Genomic DNA, 16,828 nt, shown 5'->3' on the forward strand with positions numbered 1-16,828 from the left:
CATTGTACTCAAAATACGCGCAATGTCTTGTTGTCGGATTTGGAATTGACCTATGCCGGATACGCCGAGAGCGATGCGCTGGGGTGAATCGGGCTAGTGGAGGCCATTTTGGATAAGATTATTGTTGATGAAGTTGTCAACGAGCTACGTACGCTGCAGGACATGCTGCGTTGGACGGTAAGTCGCTTTAACGCGGCAGGATTGTTTTACGGTCACGGAACGGACAATGCATGGGATGAAGCGGTACAACTGGTGTTGCCAACTTTGTATCTTCCTATCGATGTGCCTGCCGATGTTCGTGAATCTCGCCTGACCACCAGCGAGCGTCATCGCATTGTTGAGCGTGTTGTTCGTCGTATCAATGAGCGCACGCCAGTGGCTTACTTGACCAACAAAGCGTATTTCTGCGATTTGGAATTCTACGTCGATGAGCGTGTATTGGTGCCACGTTCACCAATCGGTGAGCTGATCCAAAACCAGTTCAGCCCAATGCTGCCAGTTGAACCACAGCGCATCATGGATCTGTGTACAGGTAGTGGTTGTATCGGTATCGCGTGTGCTTATGCCTTCCCAGAAGCAGAAGTGGATCTGGTAGATATTTCTACCGATGCGCTGGAAGTGGCGGAAATGAACATTCAAGAGCACGGTTTGGAGCAGCAAGTTTTCCCTATCCGTTCTGATTTGTTCCGCGACCTGCCTAAAGACAAATACGACCTGATCGTGTCTAACCCACCGTATGTGGATGAAGAAGACATGAACTCACTGCCAGACGAATTCCGTCACGAGCCAGAGCTTGGCTTGGCTGCGGGTAGCGACGGTCTGAAACTGATGCGTCGTATCATTGCTAACGCACCGGATTACCTGACAGAAGACGGCGTGCTTATCTGTGAAGTGGGCAACTCTATGGTTCACGTTCAAGAACAATACCCACACGTTCCATTGACGTGGCTGGAATTTGAAAACGGCGGTCACGGCGTGTTCATGATGACTTACCAAGACTTGGTAAGTGTTGCTGACGAATTTTCTATCTACAAAGACTAAGCAACGAAAGACGCAGTCACCCTGACGTTTTGCAGAGTTTAAAAGGCCGAAAATACCCATTTCGGCCTTTTTTATTTTTACCGTTCGTATTTTTCTCTTCTTGTCGATATTCAGCCTTTTACACAAAGAGTTGGAAAGCACCGCCTTAAAAAATTTTTGCTTCTCTGAGCTGGTTATGTTTCATTAACCTGAAGCAGTAGTGCCGCAGAAGAAGAGACAGAGGAAGTAATGGCAGGCAACACAATAGGTCAGGTTTTTAGAGTTACCACCTTTGGTGAAAGTCATGGAGTGGCTTTAGGGTGTATCGTTGACGGGTGTCCTCCGGGACTGGAAATTTCAGAAGCTGACTTGCAGGTAGATTTGGATCGTCGCCGTCCAGGCACATCAAAATACACCACGCAGCGTCGTGAACCAGATGAAGTCCGTTTCCTTTCTGGCGTGTTTGAGGGTAAAACCACAGGTACCTCAATCGGTCTGATGATTGAAAATACAGACCAGCGCTCACAAGACTATTCAAAGATTGCCGATCGCTTCCGCCCGGGGCATGCAGACTATACCTACCACCAAAAATACGGTCATCGTGATTATCGTGGTGGCGGCCGTTCATCTGCGCGTGAAACCGCAATGCGCGTTGCTGCTGGGGCCATCGCCAAGAAATACCTCAAGCAGGAATACGGCATTGAAGTGCGCTGCTATCTCTCTCAAATGGGCGATGTCACCATTGATAACGTCGATTGGGATCAAGTCGAGCAAAACCCGTTCTTTTGCCCAGATGCGAGCAAACTCGATGCGCTGGATGAGCTGATCCGTAACCTAAAAAAAGAAGGTGACTCGATCGGAGCCAAACTTACCGTGGTAGCGAACAACGTACCGGTCGGTTTAGGTGAGCCCGTGTTCGACCGTTTGGATGCCGACATTGCTTACGCTCTGATGGGTATTAACGCTGTAAAAGGTGTTGAGATTGGTGATGGGTTTGATGTGGTCAATCAGCGCGGCAGCGAACACCGTGATGAGCTGACGCCGAGTGGCTTCAAGTCCAACCACGCGGGTGGCATCCTGGGCGGCATTTCGTCAGGCCAAGAGATCGTGGCGCATTTGGCACTTAAGCCAACCTCAAGCATTACAGTGCCGGGTGAAACCATCAATGTGGATGGTGAAACCGTGGATGTGGTAACGCGTGGTCGTCATGACCCATGCGTGGGCATTCGCGCAGTGCCAATCGCTGAAGCTATGGTCGCGATTGTGTTGATGGATCACCTGCTGCGCCATCGTGCTCAGAATGCAGGTGTAGAAACCGCGACGCCAAAAATTTAAGTTTGAGCACAGATAGAAATAACAAAGGCCAGCAAGATGCTGGCCTTTTTGTGTTTGTTACTGCGGGCTGAAACTTACTTCGCCTCGGCCTTTTTAGGTTCGTCGTCTGATTCGAAGCTAAACACAGGTAAGCTCCAACCAAAACGCACGGCACTCATTCGAAAAACAAAACCAACAATCAGCGTAGAAATGGTCGCATAGGTTTCATTAATGCCAATTTGCGCGCCGTAGGTCATCAATACCCAATACATGCCGCCGGATAAAAATGCCACGGAGGCATAAAGTTCTTTGTGCAGCACCATAGGTTGACGCCGACACAAAAGATCGCGCAATAAACCACCGAACACACCTGTGACTAAGGCTGATACCACGCAGATCAGCGGTGAAAGGCCCATGTCCATGCCGACACGACAGCCGATGATGCTGAATGCGATAAGTCCTAGTGAATCCAGACCGACAAACAGTTTGTGGTTGCGATGAACCAAGATGCCATCCAGGTCGTGATAATGCCTGCTACGCACACAATGACTAAATAGTGCGGGTTCGCCACCCAACCTAATGGGTAGTGACCCAATAAAATGTCGCGTACCGTTCCGCCGCCAATGGCCGTGCAACTGGCCACCAGCATGACGCCGAACCAGTCCATATTTCTGCGGCCAGCCGCGAGCGCACCAGTCATGGCTTCTGCGGTGATACCTATGATGTAAAGTGTGGACAACAACATTTTCTATTCAGTGAGTTACATAAGATTGACGAATTACCCGCGATTGTATGTGTGATAAATCTCACAAACCAATGAAAGCTTGTGAACTCACGCATGAATTCGATTCATGCTTAAAGGCGGATAAATCACCATTAAAGCGACTTTTTCCTGCGACAAGCCTCTGTGGGATGGGTAAAATGCCTCTCGACCTAATTTGTTGTTACTGATTTTTTACATTTACTTCCATGCACCACGACTACAACGACCTAATTTCTGTCTTTAATCAGACTTTTATCGACACCTTCAATACAGAACTGCTGCTGGGTGGTGATGAACCAATCTATTTGCCTGCTGATGAGGAGCATGCCAAGCATCGCATCATTTTTGCGCGTGGTTTTTATGCCTCGGCACTTCACGAAGTGGCGCACTGGTGCATTGCTGGGCCTGAGCGTCGTTTATTGGAAGACTACGGCTACTGGTATCAGCCGGATGGCCGTGACGAAACAACACAAATGGAATTTGAAAAGGTAGAGATTAAACCTCAGGCTGTGGAATGGATTCTGTCGGCAAGCTGCGGCTTTCGTTTTCAGGTAAGCTGTGACAACTTAAATGGAAACTTTGAACCTGATCGCCCTGCGTTTACCCCGAAAGTGCGTGAACAGGTATTGGCGTATTTGGATGGCAGCATGCCAGAGCGTGCGAAGGCCTATTCAGATGCCCTGAGAACGTTTTATAATCTGCCCCCTTTGACTGCAGCAAACTTTGACGCTTGAGAGAAAAACATGATCCAAGACTATGAAGAAAAGATCCTCGATCTGATTGATGCCATGGTAGAAACCGCATCTGACGATGAGCTGTTTGCAAGCGGTTACCTGCGTGGCCACATTTCACTGGCGGCTGCAGACTGTGAGCAGGAAGGCATTGATGATATCGAGTCGCTGAAAATCCGCGTTGACGGCAGCCTGAAAGACAATGCGAACGAATTGAATCCGGCTGACCAAGCCTTGGTAGCGAACTTGTGGTCTTCACTGCAAGCACAAGCAAACTAAGCGACGGTTGGCTTGAAACAAAAAAGGCACTGATGAACAGTGCCTTTTTTTGTATCTTGTTTTCCTACTACAGAGCTTTACCCTTCAGTAGTTTTCTCACCCACATGCGTCCGGGGTGAAGGGCATCCAATACATCAACAGGCAAAGGCAATGGGTCACCACAAATTTGCGATGCCATCAGCTCACCAAGAATCGGCGCAGACGTTAAACCGCGAGAACCCAGTGCCAACAGGCTGTAAAGGTTAGGGTAGACCGGTACGTCAGCAGCATTGTCCTGATTGTGCTTCAAGTCTGCATAAACCGTTGTTAGCTCATCATACACACACACATCACCCACATACGGCAAATGGTCGCGACTTGCACAGCGGATGCCTACACGGCCTGCACCATGGTCAGTATCAATCGCACTTGGCCACTCTGCTGGAATACAGTCAATCAGGCGTTGTCGGTTCTCAACTTGATCGTCCATGCGAAAATCCATCGACACATCGTTACGGCTGTAAGTGGCACCAATACAATGCGTGTCATTTTTCGGGTTCACAGGTGTGAGGTAACCGTCGTAGCAAAGGACAGTCTTGAGTTTTTTCAGTGCAGGCGTGGTGTTGATATGGCTGACCTGACCACGCACGGCATAGGCTGGAATTGGGGCGGTTTGTTCAAACGCCGTGAACTTATGACCGTTAGCAATGACCACGGTAGCGTGTTCAAACGTTTCGTTTGCTGATTTCAAACTCCAAGCACTTTCATTACGTTCAATTTCTGTAATTTCGGTGTTGTAGTGACAAGTCAGCAGGCCTGTTTCTTCTGCTAATGCAATCAGGCCTTGAGTCAGTTGCTGAGGGCAAAGCCAGCCACCCATCGGGTAGGAAACTCCGCCATGTCCGGTCTCAATGTCAGTAACATCTGCGGTTTGTTCCTTGGTCAGGCTGGTAATGATTGCTTCTGGGAAGCCGCCAGTGAGCATTTTTGCCAGTTTATCGGCACTTTTCTCATCCCAACCCAGTTGCGTCACGCCGCACCAGTCATGGTCAAAATCAATCTTGGTTGCCGCCTGCTCGACAAACTGACGAGAGAACACAAAAGCCGGCGCGAAAAAGCGCGACAATGCATCATTGTTGCCGTTTAGTAGCGGATAGACTGCGCCTTGACGATTACCAGAGGCTGCTTGGCCCGGTTTATCGTGCTCGCAGTAAAGGGAAACACGCTTGCCGCGACGTACTAGAGACAGGGCTAGCGTGGCACTTGCTACACCGCCACCAATGATAGCAACGTCATTGCTGTCGTCAGACGAAACACGTTTGTACCACGGTGCTTGCTGGATAGCTTGGTTGCGCTCTTCCATGGTGCCGACAATCATGTCACGCTTGGTGCCATAGCCTTTGGCTTTTTTCATGGCAAAGCCAGCATCAATTAGGCCGCGACGCACAAACCCTGCTGCGGTAAAGGTTGCGACAGTACAGTCATTTCTGGCAAGTCGCGCCATGCCGTTGAATAGCTCTTGGCTCCACATTTCTGGGTTTTTGCTGGGTGCAAAACCATCAAGGAACCAACAATCCACGATACCGTCATCAGAGGTCCACACTTGTGGCATACAGTCTTTGATGTCACCAAACCACAAATCGAGCGTGATCATGCCATCAGCAAGAATGATGCGGTGGCAACCTGATACGGCCGCCGGGTAGTGGCGTCGAAACTCCGCCGCGAGGTCAGCTAGCTCAGGCCATGCTGCATGGGCTTTTTCTAAGTCAGACGCTGTAACGGGGAACTTCTCAAAGCTGATGAAGTGAAGCTGACGGGTTTGTGCTTCAGGGTGTGCTTCGCGAAAAGCGGCAAACCATTGCCACACGGCAAGGAGGTTAAGCCCGGTACCAAACCCTGTTTCAGCAATGACAAACCGGTCACGATTGAAGTGCTGCCAGCGGTCAGGTAGCTGATTTTGTGCTAAAAACACGTAACGCGTTTCTTCCAAACCATTGGCATTTGAGAAATACACATCGTCAAAGTTATCTGACACAGGTGTGCCGACATCATTCCAATGGATTTGGGCGTGTTCTATGCGAGGTGGGGTCACGGGCCTTACCTTAAATTGTTAGCATCTGTTTCTAGGCGCGGATTCTAACGCCAATTTACGTTGAGATACAGAATCGCAGGCCACGGAATGCGGGGCGAGAGCAGCGTGACCCAAATCTCAGCGTACAAGTGTACACAGGAAAGCTGACCACTTTGCTGATTTAAAACCGCTATCATCGGGGCGAACTCGAATTGTAGGAACAAAAGATGAAACGAGCCGTAATCACAGGTATGGGAATTGTTTCCAGCATCGGTAACAACGTTAAAGAAGTGCTGGAGTCGTTAAAGTCGGGCAAATCAGGGATTAGCTTTTCCCAGCAATTCGCAGACATGAAGCTTCGCAGCAACGTCTGGGGTGATTTAAAGCTAAATCCAGCCGATCACATCGATCGTAAAAAGTTTCGTTTTATGGGCGATGCCGCAGGCTTCGCTTATCTGTCAATGGAGCAGGCTATTGCAGACGCTGGCCTGACCGAAGACCAAGTTTCAAATGATCGTACTGGCCTGGTAGCAGGTTCTGGTGGTGCGTCATCTATCAACCAAGTTGCAGCGACAGACACTCTGCGTGAGAAAGGCGTGAAGCGCGTAGGCCCTTACATGGTGCCACGTACTATGTCTTCTACTGTTTCTGCATGTCTGGCAACGCCATTCAAAATCCGCGGTGTTAACTACACCATGAGCTCTGCATGTGCGACGTCTGCACATTGTATCGGCCACGCGGTTGAACTGATCCAACTGGGCAAACAAGATGTTGTTTTCGCAGGTGGTGGTGAAGAACTGGATTGGTCACTGACTATGATGTTTGACGCAATGGGCGCGCTGTCGACTAAGTACAACGACAACCCAGAAAAAGCGTCTCGTACCTACGATGCGGACCGTGACGGTTTCGTTATCTCTGGTGGTGGCGGCATGATGGTTATCGAAGAGCTTGAGCATGCACTGGCACGCGGCGCGAAAATCTACGGTGAAATCGTAGGTTATGGCGCAACGTCTGACGGCTACGACATGGTTGCACCGTCTGGTGAAGGCGCAATCCGTTGTATGAAGATGGCGATGCAAGACGTAGACAGCATTGACTACATCAACACCCACGGTACATCCACACCAGTAGGTGACGTGAAAGAATTGGGTGCGATTCAGGAAGTGTTCGGCAACAACAGCCCAGCAATTTCTGCAACCAAAGCGATGACTGGTCACGCACTGGGTGCGGCAGGTGTTCACGAAGCGATTTACTCCACCATCATGCTGGATAACAACTTCGTAGCGCCAAGCATCAACATCGAAAACCTAGATTCAGCAGCGGAAGGTTTGGACATTGTGACTGAAACCCGTGAAGTAGAACTGAAGACAGTGATGTCTAACAGCTTCGGTTTCGGTGGCACCAACGCCACGCTGGTGATCAAGAAATACGAGGGATAAGCGTAAGGGGCTAACAGCCACCTTTTGTCCCCTGAGTTTTCCGGGACGTTGGCTCTAAGCCTTCAACAGACGCGGGTTGAGTTCGATGAGAGCCGAGTTCAACCTTTCAGATCCTGGATTTTACCCGGCTTCGGCCGGGTTTTTTCGTTTTAAGTCATGCCGAAAAGCGTCACAATAGAGGCATTGATGTACGTGCAGAGATAACAGCGTGAATATTCTGATTGATGAAAATATGCCGTATGCCGCTGACCTGTTCAGCCGCTTGGGAACCGTAACCGCAAAATCCGGACGTGATTTGACTGCCGATGACTTGGTGGATGTTGATGCTTTGATGATCCGCTCGGTCACGAAAGTGAACGAAGCCTTGTTGGCAAAAGCGAACCGCCTAAAGTTCGTAGGCACAGCAACAGCGGGTACCGACCATGTTGATGCTGACTTGCTGGCAAGCAAAGGTATCTTCTTTACCGCCGCACCGGGTTGTAACAAGGTAGGCGTTGCTGAGTATGTGATCAGTGCGTTGTTGGTACTTGGCCAGCAACAAGGTTTCGAGCTGACTAACCGCAAAGTCGGCGTTGTCGGCGCGGGTCAGGTGGGTTCTTATCTATCAAAATGTCTTTCGGCATTGAGTATTCCGCACCTTCTTTGTGATCCACTGAAAGAAGCTGAAGGTGACAAGCGCGAATTTCACCCACTGAGCACACTGCTGGCTGAGTGTGATGTGATTACGCTGCATACCCCACTGACGAAAGCAGGTGAACACCCGACGCATCATCTAATCAGTGAAAAAGAGCTGGCAGCACTTAAACCTAACAGCATCCTGATCAATGCGGCGCGCGGCCCAGTGGTGAGCAATGATGCGCTGAAAGCGGCATTAAAGACGCAGCAGCTAACTGCTGTACTGGACGTGTTTGAGTTTGAGCCTGAAGTCGACCTAGAGCTTTTGCCATTGCTCGCATTTGCGACGCCGCATGTGGCGGGGTATGGCCTTGAAGGTAAAGCACGTGGCACCACCATGATTTACAACGCCTACTGCGATTTCCTCAATAATGGTGAAGCACACGTCGACGCCTCATCGCTGCTGCCAACGGCACCAATCCCACATGTTTCTCTCAGTAAGAAATGGGACACGGCAGACCTGATGGCACTTTGTCAGCTTATCTACGACGTTCGCCGTGATGACGCAGAGTTTCGCCGAGAGATGGTAGATCTCAATAATCAACGCGCAACCTTTGACCGCTTGCGTAAGAATTATTGGGACAGACGCGAGTACAGTGCAATTACAGTAGCGGGACAACCTGACTTTGGGTTAGAGTCGCTCGCTAATTTAGGTTTTACCGTAGAGGAACAATCATGACACAAGAATTTGATGTGGCTTACGATGTCGCTGTTTTAGGTGCTACTGGCGCTGTTGGCCGCACCATTATCGAGGTGTTGGAAGAGCGTAAATTCCCAGTGCGCACCCTGCATTTGCTGGCGAGTGAGCGCAGTGCCGGTGAAACCATTCGTTTTAACGGCAAAAGCGTGCGCGTTAAAAACGTAGAAGATTTTGATTGGAGCCAGGTGCAAATTGCACTGTTCTCAGCGGGTTCAGAAGCATCTGACCGTTGGGCACCAATCGCAGCCGATGAAGGCGTTGTAGTCATCGACAACACCTCGCGCTTCCGCTACGACTTTGATGTTCCTCTTGTCGTGCCTGAAGTTAACCCAGAAGCGATTGCAGATTTCCGCAACCGTAACATCATCGCTAACCCGAATTGCTCAACCATCCAAATGTTGGTGGCGTTGAAGCCAATTTACGATGCAGCAGGTATCGAGCGCATTAACGTCGCGACCTACCAATCAGTATCAGGTACCGGTAAGAAAGGTATCGATGAGCTGGCGGGTCAAACCGTGAAACTGCTGAACAGCCAAGAAGCAGAGCCAAGTGCGTACAAAAAGCAGATCGCGTTTAACTGTCTGCCACACATCGATCAGTTCATGGATAACGGCTACACCAAAGAAGAAATGAAAATGGTGTGGGAAACGCAAAAAATCCTTGGTGATGAAAGCGTTGCGGTTAACCCGACCTGCGTGCGCGTGCCTGTGTTCTATGGGCACGCAGAAGCCGTGCACATCGAATGTCAGCAACCGATAGATGCAACAGAAGCGATGGATATTCTGGCTCGCACTGAAGGCGTGGAAGTGTTCTACGGTGAAGACTATCCAACCCAAGTGAAAGAAGCGACAGGCAAAGACCACGTTATGGTTGGCCGTGTGCGTAACGACATCAGCCATCCAAACGGTTTGAACATGTGGATCGTTGCGGACAACGTTCGTAAAGGCGCAGCCACCAACTCTGTTCAAATCGCAGAAGTTCTGATCCGCGATTATCTGTAAGAAATCCCAATGAAAAACCGGCATCACGTGACGTGGTGCCGGTTCTTTGATCACAAAACACAGTTTTAACTCTCCACACTACAGTTTTCCTCTGCCCTTCCGATATAGTTAGGGAAATAACCAGTATTATCAGTTTCAGTGAATTTTTGGTCTGAAAATTGCTGCGATTGAGAAAAGCCTATTTCTGCCATAGGGGAATGCGGGCAGTGTCTGACCCAGATTTTAACAACACCATGACGCGACAATTCTTTTCATCTTTTTCTGGCCGTCGTATCGGCAAAACACTTGTCGTCTCTTCATTATTGCTGAGCCTTGCCGCGACCTTCTCTGTGCAGTCGGCGATTCGTATTCTTGGTCCGCAAGATGAGTCTCCATCGCCAAATGCGGTGCAGCCTCTGTCTCAGTCTACTCAACCGACATCGACGGCAAATCGTCGCCAGGCTGTTGGCCCTACACGAGATTCCGATACCCTTTGGTCGATTGCGAACAATTACAAACCAAGCAATGCGGTGACGGTTTATCAGACGCTAGGGGCGATTTACCGCTTAAACCCTGCCGCATTTGAAGACAACAATATTCATGGTCTGATCCCAGGCAGTACGCTGTTGATGCCAACAGTGTCAGAAATCCGACGCGAAAGCACCGACGACGTTGCGCAGCGTCTGCAAATTGACCAAGCACGAAAAGACTCGCTTCGTCGTGTGGACAATCGTCCACTGAGCCAACAAGTTACCGCTCCTGCTCCACAACCCGTTCAACCTGCGCCAGCGCCTGTAGTACCTGCACCTGCGTCAGTAAAAGAAGCGAAGGTTGAGCCGGCAAAACCTGAACCTAAAGAGGCAATGGCAGAAGAAAAAGCCATGATGCCGAAAGAGGAGATGGCAAAGACAGATTCAGAAATGATGAAAGACGGCGCGGAAATGACACCGCCTAAGCCAGACATGGCTGCCGTTCAAAATCAAATCAACGAATCCGATCTTCAAATGGGCAAATTGGTTGAAAGCAACCACATCCTGAAGATCCGTTTGGCAGAAGTGCAAAACGAACTGGCGGCACTGAAAGACCAAATGACCGCTGACGAGGAATTGACGGGCGAAATTCGCGAGTTCCTTGAAATGCAGCGCATGCGCCAAGCGCAAATGCAAATGAAAGAGCCGACTTTCATGGAATCGCTTATCGCGAGCCCATTGATGTTGGCAACCGTCGCGATCATTCCTGCACTATTGATTATCGGTGCTGCGGCATTCTTTATCATGCGTCGTCGTAAAGATGACGACGTAGAAGAGCCGGAAGGAATCGACAGTGAAATGCCGGATGACATGCCAGTCATCATGGTACCAGAACCGGGTGATGACACTGACGAACTCATTCTTGAAGATGACGAACTCGAAGTCACAGAAGACACCGATGCGGATGAGCTCTTCGGTGATGAGAGCCTGTTTGATTCTGAGCTGGATGACATCAACCTGTCTGATTCTCTTGAGTTGTCCGAAGAGCCAGAAGAAGGTGGCTTGGATCTGGATGCGGATACTGACTTTGGCACCGACACTGACCTTGCAGCCTCGCTTGATGATTTCGATACCTCAACCGACTTGGATGTTGAGGCAAGTACTGACGGTGCAATTGGTCTGGAAGACATGGAGCGCGCGCTCGATGAGATGTCGGCCTCGCCAGATGAGTCAGAACTAAGCCCGGACGAAGCGTTGGCTGCGATGTGGGAACAGTCGCTGAGCGGCGGCGGTGATGATGACGTCGATGACATTGATGCGCTGCTAAACGCTGAGCAGGGGGCTCCGGAAGAAGAAAAGGAGTCCGTAGCTGACGTTGAGGCGTCTGAATCAGAGCCAGATACTAATGAAGCTCTGTTCGATAAAGTTTTAGAAGATGAACCAGAAGTTGACCTGACCCAAGACATTGATTTGTCAGATGACGACGACGTGTCTGATGACAATGCCGCGATGCTGGATGACCTGCTTGGTGAAGATGTCGATCTTATTGATGACGATTTCCTCAACGAAAAAGAAGAGGAAAACCTAGGTGAGACCGACGCGCTGCTTGATGAACTGTTTGATGGTGAGCAGCTTGATGAAGACGGCAATACGGTTGAACCAGAAGCCAAAGATGATACTGATGACTTGTCATTGGATGCGCTTCAAGACGAAGACATTACCGACACAGATGCGCTGCTTGATGAGTTCTTAAATGATGACGATGCAGATCCGTTGGATGAGTCAGCGTTACTGGATGAATCTATCGATGACGATGACTTGCTCGAAGAGGTTGTCGGTCAGCAGGAAGATGACAGTGAAGTCGATTTAGGCGAAACCGATGCCTTGCTAGATGACTTGCTCGGCGATGGTGATGAGGACGACGAGACAGCACTGCTTAATGACGTCGAAGACGAAGACTTATTAGGTGAAGACCTTCTCTCCCTTGAAGACGACATCTTATCAGAAGAGCCTGCGGAGACTTCCGCCGATGCAGACTTTGACGATTTACTGGGTGAAGAGACACAGCAAGCAGAGCTGGATGACCTCGAAAGCCTGCTAGAAGAGGCAGACAGTGAGCTGCAATCTGAGCCTGAAGCAGAAGACATTGCCAATCTAGACGAACTCGATGATATCAGCCTCGACGATGACATGGCTGAACTTGAGTCGCTGATTGATGAAGCTCCAACCAATGAGATTGAAGAACCAGAGGCTTCTGACGATGACATGGCATTGTTGGATGAAGCACTGGAAAGTGATGAAGAGCTCTCTCCTGAATCGTCAATGGAAGACGTGCAGGACATTTCTGCAAGCGAAGAGTCGGATGATGTCGCTGACGATAACGTAGACGCTTCAAACGAAGAGCTGGACTTGCTCGACAGTTTGCTGGACGAACAAGCTGACGACAGTGACGCATTAGAGCAAGCAGTAGAATCTGTTGCAGAGTCTGAAGGCGATCTTGCAGAGGCTGAGCAGCCTGAAGTTGCGGAAGACATTGCAGATGATCTGGCGGCGTTCGTCGATGAGCCAACGGCAGACAGTGCAGAGCTAGACATTCCAGATGCAGAAGAAAGCCCAGAAGGTGTAAGTGCCGAAACCGAAGCGGCTGAAGAGTCACCGGCTGTCGAAGCCGACGCTGCTGACGAGATTGAAGACGAGATTCTCGAACAGCCTGAGCCTGAAGACGCTTTCGAGCCAGAGGCGGCCGTTGACGACATTGAGCATGCTGAAGAACCTGTCGCAGAGGTCGAAGCGTCAGACACTGATACACCAGAAGCAGAAGCTTTATCAGAAGATGATTCAGCAGAAGATGATGAACTGCTAGATCTCTCGTCATTGCCAGAGTATGACGAAGAAGCGGCAATGGCTGACATCGACCTTGAGCCAGCACCTATCGAAGAGATGGATGACTACGAGGACGATGGTGCAGATGACGAGCCGCTGGATCTCAATAATCTGCCTGAGTACACAGAGGAAGATGCTGCAGCCGAATTTGATGTTCAGCCTGAAAATGACGCTCAGTCTCCTGAGGATGAGTCAGAAACAGAAGCATTCAACACGGACGATCTGGCTGACGAAGAGCTGGCCGAGCTAGATACTGAATTAGATGCGCAAGAGGCTAATTCACCAGAGCTTGAAGAAGAACCAGAAAACGTCTTTACCGCGACTGAGCCAAACACCTTGGCGTTCCCGAAAGTGGATGCGATCAGCTTAGATGACCTGGGTGAGTTTGATGAAGACGACGCGTTAGATGCGGCGATGGAAGAGCAACGTGAGCTGGAAGAAGGCATTCCAGAAAGCGAACGTTCGCGCTTCACACAAGAAACGCCGCCGCAATCAGCAGGTTTCCGCGCCGCTGAGTTAGATGACATTGCTGACCTTGAAGACGACGCGCACCAAGTCGCGGGTCTGAATATGGACGCGTTGCTTTCTGAGCCTCTGGAAGACGAGCAACTTGGTCTCGGTGATTTTGAGACCGAAGAACTGGATATCCCAGAAGATGAAAGCGGCATCTGGAGTGCGGAAGTTGAGCCAGAACCAGAGCTTGAAAGCGAAGATTGGTCTGAGCAACCAGAAGTGCTTGGTGATGACATCAAGTCAATGGAGCTTGAAGCTGATCTCGAAGGGCTTTTGGAAGACGCTGAAAGTGAGCTGATCGAAGAGTCTACGTCAGACAAAAACTACATCAGCATCGAAGAACTGATGAAAGATGACGGCGTTGAACAAGAAGACCCAGATTCGCTGAAAATGGACTTGGATGTGGGCTTGGAAGACTTCCCAGATGTGTTGAGTGATATCCAACATGCAGATGTCGACAGCAGTGGCGAGTCGGCGATGCAGATGGATTTGGCAAAAGCTATCTGGAAATGAACGATGTCGATGGTGCCTTGCAATTGCTGGAGAAAGTGATGCAAGGTGATGATTCGCAACTGAAAGATGAAGCACGAAAACTCATCGAAAACCTCAACTAGCGAAGAAACACAAAAATGGCGGGAGTTATCCCGCCATTTTTTTGACCATCGTATTTGAGGAAGTGACGGCGAATGTGGTCAAACCCTGCACCTCATCGTCTTTTGTGTATATAATGCGCCGCTCTAAATAACCGCATAGAAAGACAGAGACAACAAAATGAGAATTGCCCTGGGTGTTGAATATGATGGCTCGAAGTATTACGGCTGGCAAAGACAGCGTGAAGTACCCAGCGTGCAGGAACATCTCGAAAAAGCCCTGTCTAAAATTGCAAATCAGCCAATCGAAGTGCAGTGTGCTGGTCGCACTGATGCAGGCGTACACGGCACCGGACAAGTTGTTCACTTTGATGTAGATGGTTCACGCCCACTTCGTGCGTGGACCATGGGCGTGAATACTCATCTGCCTGATAACATTGCCGTGCGCTGGGCGAAAGAAGTGCCTGAGGAGTTCCATGCGCGCTTCTCGGCAACTGCGCGCCGCTACCGCTACGTGATTTACAATAATAACCTGCGCCCAGGTATCCTTCGCCACGGCGTCAGCCATTACCACTGTGATCTCGATGAGACCTTGATGCATGAGGCGGGACAGTACCTGCTAGGTGAGAACGACTTTACCTCGTTCCGAGCGGCGCAGTGTCAGTCAAACACGCCATGGCGCAATATTCATCACTTAAATGTGACTCGTCAGGGGCGTTTTGTGATCATTGATATTAAAGCCAATGCTTTTGTGCATCACATGGTGAGAAATATCACCGGTAGTTTGATTGCTGTCGGTAGCAAAGAACAAAAGCCTGAGTGGGTGAAATGGCTGCTTGAAGCGCGTGATCGCAACCTTGCGGCCGCAACGGCCAAGGCCGAGGGTCTGTACTTGGTTGAAGTCGATTACCCTGCTGAGTTTGATTTGCCTTCTTCTCCGGTAGGACCACTGTTCCTGCCAGATGAGCAACTCTAAGTTATACAGAACGGAGGAGGGCATAACTTGTGAAGTAAATGCGGCAAACAATAGGTAGTACCAGTTTTTTGTCCACAGTCTTTATGAGTTGTGTTTTAATCCTCCGTTGAATTCGTAGATATTTAGGCCACTTGCCTTTGTAAAGATGCTGAAGTTGTCAGCACAATCAAAAAAACAGGCAAGTGCTCCAATAGAAAAGGTCGTTCATGAGCTGGCTTGAAAAAATTCTGACAAAAAGCAACATCGGTTCTTCACGTAAAGCCTCTATTCCAGAGGGTGTATGGACGAAGTGTACGTCCTGTGAGCAGGTGCTTTATCACGCTGAACTTGAGCGTAACCTACATGTGTGTCCAAAGTGTGACCATCACATGCGTATGAGCGCACGTGCGCGCCTAGAGACCTTCCTAGATGAGGGTGAGCGCGTTGAGCTGGCAGGTGATCTTGAGCCAAAAGATCTGCTGAAGTTCCGTGACTCGAAAAAATACAAAGACCGTTTGTCTTCAGCGCAGAAGGCGAGCGGTGAGAAAGACGCACTGGTTGTAATGAAAGGCGAGCTGCTGGGTATGCCAGTGGTTGCTTGTGCCTTCGAGTTTTCCTTCATGGGCGGCTCAATGGGTGCCGTTGTCGGTGCGCGATTCGTCCGTGCTGTTGAAGCAGCGATGGAAAACAACTGTGGTCTGGTCTGTTTCTCAGCCAGTGGCGGTGCACGTATGCAAGAGGCACTAATGTCTCTGATGCAAATGGCGAAAACCAGTGCGGCACTTGAGCGTTTGTCTGAAAAAGGCTTGCCGTTCATTTCTGTACTGACGGACCCAACCTTCGGTGGTGTGACAGCAAGCTTTGCAATGCTGGGTGACATTAACGTGGGCGAGCCCAAAGCACTGATCGGTTTTGCTGGTCAACGTGTTATCGAACAAACGGTTCGTGAGAAGCTGCCAGAAGGCTTCCAACGCAGTGAGTTCCTGCTGGAGCATGGTGCAATCGACATGATTGTTGACCGCCGTGAAATGCGTCAGCGTCTTGGTGGTTTGTTGGCAAAAATGACCAATCATGCGTCTCCGCTGGTAGTGTCAGTAGACAAGCCTCTGGAAGGCGAAGTGATTGAAGCTGAGCTTGTAGATGGCAACGAGTAATTGATTCCGTCTCGTCACAGTAAAAGAGCACCTTATCTGTGCTAGTTCAGGTGAGGTCTGACACTTCAATTTGAAAAGAAGAGAGTTACCCACGTTGATTAAGGTGCTGAATCTTGATCAAAGTGGGTAACTGACATGCTTCACACCAGCAATCCAACCATAAGCATAAAACTGACCCTATAAGTCTCGGAGAAGTGCTCCGTGATGTCTCAAAAACCTATCGAGTGTCTCCGTAGAACTATCTATCGCTAACAAGCGTGAGAAACTGGTGGCGTTTAGGCTTTGATCAATAAAAACCGAAGAACGCTCAAC

Annotated in this window: 12 protein-coding genes and 1 pseudogene; 11 read left to right on the plus strand and 2 right to left on the minus strand. The window is 49.8% G+C overall.

Annotated features, from left to right (window positions below):
* The first annotated feature begins 108 nt into the window (after positions 1–108).
* A complete protein-coding gene (gene prmB, locus ATN88_RS12160; RefSeq protein ID WP_067416053.1) occupies positions 109–1,041 on the plus strand; it encodes a 50S ribosomal protein L3 N(5)-glutamine methyltransferase in 933 nt (310 codons plus the stop codon).
* 228 nt (positions 1,042–1,269) lie between these two features.
* Positions 1,270–2,355: a chorismate synthase gene (gene aroC, locus ATN88_RS12165; protein ID WP_067416056.1), complete on the plus strand. Its 1,086-nt coding sequence runs from the start codon at positions 1,270–1,272 to the stop codon at positions 2,353–2,355.
* 74 nt (positions 2,356–2,429) lie between these two features.
* On the opposite strand, the pseudogene ATN88_RS12170 reads toward aroC, so the two are convergent.
* Positions 2,430–3,079, minus strand: a pseudogene (locus ATN88_RS12170) (trimeric intracellular cation channel family protein).
* Between the two features lie 224 nt (positions 3,080–3,303).
* On the opposite strand from ATN88_RS12170, the gene ATN88_RS12175 reads away from it, so the two are divergent.
* Positions 3,304–3,831 (plus strand): elongation factor P hydroxylase, encoded by a 528-nt coding sequence (locus ATN88_RS12175; protein WP_067416059.1) that lies wholly within the window; start codon positions 3,304–3,306, stop codon positions 3,829–3,831.
* A 9-nt stretch (positions 3,832–3,840) separates the two neighbouring features.
* Positions 3,841–4,107, plus strand: coding sequence for a YfcL family protein (locus tag ATN88_RS12180; protein ID WP_067416063.1), 267 nt, complete (start codon positions 3,841–3,843; stop codon positions 4,105–4,107).
* A 67-nt stretch (positions 4,108–4,174) separates the two neighbouring features.
* Here ATN88_RS12180 and mnmC read toward each other — a convergent pair whose 3' ends face one another.
* On the minus strand, positions 4,175–6,178 hold the full coding sequence (gene mnmC / locus ATN88_RS12185) for a bifunctional tRNA (5-methylaminomethyl-2-thiouridine)(34)-methyltransferase MnmD/FAD-dependent 5-carboxymethylaminomethyl-2-thiouridine(34) oxidoreductase MnmC (RefSeq protein ID WP_067416066.1): 2,004 nt from the start codon (positions 6,176–6,178) through the stop codon (positions 4,175–4,177).
* A 206-nt stretch (positions 6,179–6,384) separates the two neighbouring features.
* On the opposite strand from mnmC, the gene fabB reads away from it, so the two are divergent.
* The 7 genes from fabB to accD all read left to right on the plus strand — a co-directional run bounded on the left by fabB (position 6,385) and on the right by accD (position 16,516).
* Positions 6,385–7,596 carry a beta-ketoacyl-ACP synthase I gene (gene fabB, locus ATN88_RS12190; protein WP_067416070.1) on the plus strand — a complete coding sequence of 404 codons (1,212 nt, stop codon included), beginning with the start codon at positions 6,385–6,387 and terminating at the stop codon, positions 7,594–7,596.
* A 208-nt stretch (positions 7,597–7,804) separates the two neighbouring features.
* Entirely contained in the window at positions 7,805–8,950 is a 1,146-nt protein-coding gene (locus ATN88_RS12195) for a 4-phosphoerythronate dehydrogenase (RefSeq protein ID WP_067416075.1), read from the plus strand.
* The gene (locus tag ATN88_RS12200; RefSeq protein WP_067416078.1) at positions 8,947–9,972 is read left to right on the plus strand and encodes an aspartate-semialdehyde dehydrogenase; all 1,026 of its coding nucleotides are present in this window, start codon (positions 8,947–8,949) and stop codon (positions 9,970–9,972) included. The genes ATN88_RS12195 and ATN88_RS12200 overlap by 4 nt, the downstream gene beginning before the upstream one ends.
* A 206-nt stretch (positions 9,973–10,178) precedes the next feature.
* Complete coding sequence (locus tag ATN88_RS12205) at positions 10,179–14,330, plus strand: FimV/HubP family polar landmark protein (protein ID WP_232313152.1); 4,152 nt, start codon at positions 10,179–10,181, stop codon at positions 14,328–14,330.
* Positions 14,327–14,431, plus strand: a complete 105-nt coding sequence (locus ATN88_RS27300) for a hypothetical protein (protein WP_232313154.1) — start codon at positions 14,327–14,329, stop codon at positions 14,429–14,431. Before ATN88_RS12205 ends, ATN88_RS27300 begins: the two co-directional genes overlap by 4 nt.
* Before the next feature lie 157 nt (positions 14,432–14,588).
* Positions 14,589–15,383 (plus strand): tRNA pseudouridine(38-40) synthase TruA, encoded by a 795-nt coding sequence (gene truA / locus ATN88_RS12210; RefSeq protein ID WP_067416082.1) that lies wholly within the window; start codon positions 14,589–14,591, stop codon positions 15,381–15,383.
* A gap of 206 nt (positions 15,384–15,589) precedes the next feature.
* A complete protein-coding gene (gene accD / locus ATN88_RS12215) occupies positions 15,590–16,516 on the plus strand; it encodes an acetyl-CoA carboxylase, carboxyltransferase subunit beta (RefSeq protein ID WP_067416087.1) in 927 nt (308 codons plus the stop codon).
* Positions 16,517–16,828: the final 312 nt, after the last annotated feature.

The organism is Enterovibrio coralii, assembly GCF_001559595.1.
Taxonomy (GTDB): Bacteria; Pseudomonadota; Gammaproteobacteria; order Enterobacterales; family Vibrionaceae; genus Enterovibrio; species Enterovibrio coralii.